Annotated in this window: 4 protein-coding genes; 2 read left to right on the plus strand and 2 right to left on the minus strand. The window is 35.4% G+C overall.

Annotation, left to right across the window (positions count from 1 at the left end; translation table 11 throughout):
* Positions 1 to 250: 250 nt before the first annotated feature.
* Positions 251 to 1,192 carry an FKBP-type peptidyl-prolyl cis-trans isomerase gene (locus tag CCY16_RS02780; RefSeq protein ID WP_088414791.1) on the minus strand — a complete coding sequence of 314 codons (942 nt, stop codon included), beginning with the start codon at positions 1,190 to 1,192 and terminating at the stop codon, positions 251 to 253.
* Positions 1,185 to 2,102: a polyprenyl synthetase family protein gene (locus tag CCY16_RS02785; RefSeq protein WP_088414793.1), complete on the minus strand. Its 918-nt coding sequence runs from the start codon at positions 2,100 to 2,102 to the stop codon at positions 1,185 to 1,187. Before CCY16_RS02785 ends, CCY16_RS02780 begins: the two co-directional genes overlap by 8 nt.
* A gap of 150 nt (positions 2,103 to 2,252) precedes the next feature.
* On the opposite strand from CCY16_RS02785, the gene acpP reads away from it, so the two are divergent.
* Complete coding sequence (acpP, locus tag CCY16_RS02790) at positions 2,253 to 2,516, plus strand: acyl carrier protein (protein WP_088414795.1); 264 nt, start codon at positions 2,253 to 2,255, stop codon at positions 2,514 to 2,516.
* A 10-nt stretch (positions 2,517 to 2,526) separates the two neighbouring features.
* Positions 2,527 to 3,158 (plus strand): beta-ketoacyl synthase N-terminal-like domain-containing protein (locus tag CCY16_RS02795; RefSeq protein ID WP_281250503.1); only part of this gene is annotated, 632 nt, incomplete at its 3' end.

Genomic DNA, 3,158 nt, shown 5'->3' on the forward strand with positions numbered 1-3,158 from the left:
CTTGGTGAGTTTCTTAAACATTTACGGCTAAAGCGATTTAAGAGAGAGATCATTCAAATCTGAGATCCAGAAAAAAAGTAGGGTATCATTTCAGTGTGCAACACTGGAGTCTAAAAAAAACCTGGATCACAGTGTCACAAACTGGGATGACAGAAGAAGGAAGTATTGGCATGAAAGCCACCTGGTAGACTCAAATCATAACATTTGTGTAGCTGTATTAATAAATTTAAAATTTTAGCTATATCCTTAACTATTCCTCAACAGTAGAGTGATGTGCTGCTATTTCTTGCTTGCCATCCAAGCTTAAGCTAATTATTGAAACACTCTCTTCGTCAAAATCTATATTTTTAATTAACATATCATCAGTAACGTTCAAAAGTTCCGGCGGAGAAATAATAGTTCTGTTATTACCCTCTTTCATTCCTATCACCCCAAGCTCCATAGCAAGTGGTACTTTTTTATTGCCAACCTTAAATTGCACTGTTTGATTTTTGATTATATATTCACCATCATGTCCCATTAAGCTATATTTAACTGATATCCTGTCACCGCACTTTACTTGTTTTCCAGTCTTGTTAATTAATTCGTTAAAAATCATCATACTATTCACTGAATCAGGATATTTATCTTTTACTTCGATTAATTTAATATAATAAGAATTAAAATTCACTCCATTCTTATTAGCAATATTATTTATCGTAACTACACGCTCTCCACCTTCTTTCATACCTATTACCCCTAAACCCACCTCTCTTTGGTTATCTTGACCTATTACCAAAGTAACATCAGAAGTTTGTTTTGGCAGTGGCAGCGGTGTTGCTAAATTATCAGATATTTTATACATTTGTAATACGACTTCCTGACCGCAGAAAGCTCTACTGCCACTGCCTTCTATAATTTCATAAAAATTTATTGAATCTTTTTCTACTTTTTGTTGCATTATTTCTTTCAAATACTCTATCAGCCCATGCTTTTCAATATAGCGATCAAGCGCTGATTCAAGTATTGGCTTCACCAGATAATATGCTATCGTCTGTACCAAACTACTATGCGCAGCATTTATCTCATAAAGCTTGTCCTTCCTCTCTGGTTTACCTTTATTTATACAAACAACAACAAACACAAATGCAGAAGCTAAAGTGAAAATTATCACTACGGAAATAAGCAATTGTAGTATAATTTTTCTAGCCATCTCTTTTTACTTGATTCAATAAATTATATAAATAATTAGTATCTCCTGAAAGCCCACCCAGATTATCCAAAGCTTGTTTAAAGAGACTGTCTATATAGTTTTCTATTTCACTTTTACTAAGCATAGACATCAAATTATTCACTTCATCTTGTTTGTAATCTCTAATATCATCCTTAGCCTGAAAGATAAGTCCTAGATTCACTCCATAATTATATAATGCTCTACGTTGCTTGTCTGTAGCACTCCCTATTATAGCACCTATTTCACATGAAGCCGCAAATAGTTTTGCAGTCTTCATTAAGTGAATTTCTTTTACTTTACTATCTGGAGTTATCTTAGCGCATGACTCCAGAGTTCTGTTCTTATTACACAGCTGTCTGGTGTGCTCATTTACAACTGAACTTTCTGGATCCAAGTAGTCAGGGTGCTGGATGACATGGAGCGCCGTTTTAATATCTAAAATCTGTCCCCCTACCATTCCCTTGGCTCCTATTGCTTGAGAGAGCGCTTTTATAATTTCACAGCGCTTATTGCTATCCTCATTTAATGAAGATAATATTTCAAAAGCCAAAGTAAGCAGTGCATCTCCTGCAAGTACTGCTGTTGCTTTGTCAAATCTTTTATGACAGCTTAGCTGACCTCTGCGAGTATTGCTATTGTCCATACATGGCAAATCATCATGAATCAAAGAATAGGCATGAACACATTCAACTGCCACAGCAATCGATATTACCCTCTCAACCTCAACATTAAATACTTGTGACGAAGCTACGACTAAAAATGGACGTATGTGTTTTGCAGGAGCAAGAAGCACATAACGCACAGCTGATATAAGCTTGTTTTGACTATCTTCAGGTAAAAATTTATTTATTTCTGTAATAAGCAAATTTTTTGTTGTTTTATCTAGCATCTTCGAGCTTGTTAATTGCTCAGCGCATGATACTAAAGCATACCTCAGCTGAAGCGGTAAGAAATTGTCATAGCTTATCAATCATATAAAGATATTGCAAACATAAAAATTTTCTATAATATCAAAGAATAAATTATCTTTTGGTAAAAAATGAATAGTGAACTAGCAAAGAGTACTAGAGAAGATATAGAAGCAAAGATAAAAAAGATTGTATTAGAGCATATTAGCAAGGATGTAGGGAAGTTTAATAACTCCTCAAAGCTTTCAGAACATGGCGCAGATAGTTTAGACGCAGTTGAAATAATCATGGCAGCAGAAGAAGAGTTTGGAATAGAAATCCCTGATGAGGATGCACAAAAAATGGAAACTATGGAACAAATAGTTGAGTATGTTAGTAACAAAAAAAAACAATAGTTGATATTAAATGAGCAGAAGAGTAGTAGTTACTGGTATTGGCTTAATTACTCCACTGGCAGCAGATGTTGAAAATACTTGGCTTAAGTTAATAAATGGTAAGTCTGGTATAAGGAAAATCAGCAGATTCGATGCTTCTGACCTTACCTGCAAAGTTGCAGGGCAAGTTCCCTTACAACATGACAACATTGAGCACTGTTTTAACCCATTGAATTACATCTCTGAGAAAGATCTAAAAAGGACAGATCGCTTTATTCACTACGGTATTGCAGCTGCCATTCAGGCAGTAGATGATTCACTAATTTTGGAAAATCAAAGCATTAACCGAGAACGTGTTGGTGTAGCTATTGGCTCTGGCATAGGTGGTCTTCCATCAATTCAGGAAAATGTAATTATCATGCAGGAAAAGGGACCCAGACGTGTTAGTCCATTTTTTGTTCCTGCAAGCTTAATAAATTTAATATCTGGCCATGTTTCTATCAAATACGAATTCACAGGTCCAAATGATTCAGCAGTAACTGCATGTGCAACAGGTGCACACGCAATCATAAATTCAGCAAGAGCTATAAAACTTGGTGAAGCAGACGTGATGATTGCAGGTGGATCAGAAAGTGCATTGTGTAGAGTTGGAATTGCAGGTTT

Origin of the sequence: Wolbachia endosymbiont of Wuchereria bancrofti, from assembly GCF_002204235.2 — a bacterium.
Classification (GTDB): domain Bacteria; phylum Pseudomonadota; class Alphaproteobacteria; order Rickettsiales; family Anaplasmataceae; genus Wolbachia.

Coding starts and splice junctions, on each gene's coding strand:
- acpP (WP_088414795.1), top strand. CDS start 2,253: ATGAATAGTGAACTAGCAAAGAGTACTAGAGAAGATATAGAAGCAAAG.
- CCY16_RS02780 (WP_088414791.1), bottom strand. CDS start 1,192: ATGGCTAGAAAAATTATACTACAATTGCTTATTTCCGTAGTGATAATT.
- CCY16_RS02785 (WP_088414793.1), bottom strand. CDS start 2,102: ATGCTAGATAAAACAACAAAAAATTTGCTTATTACAGAAATAAATAAA.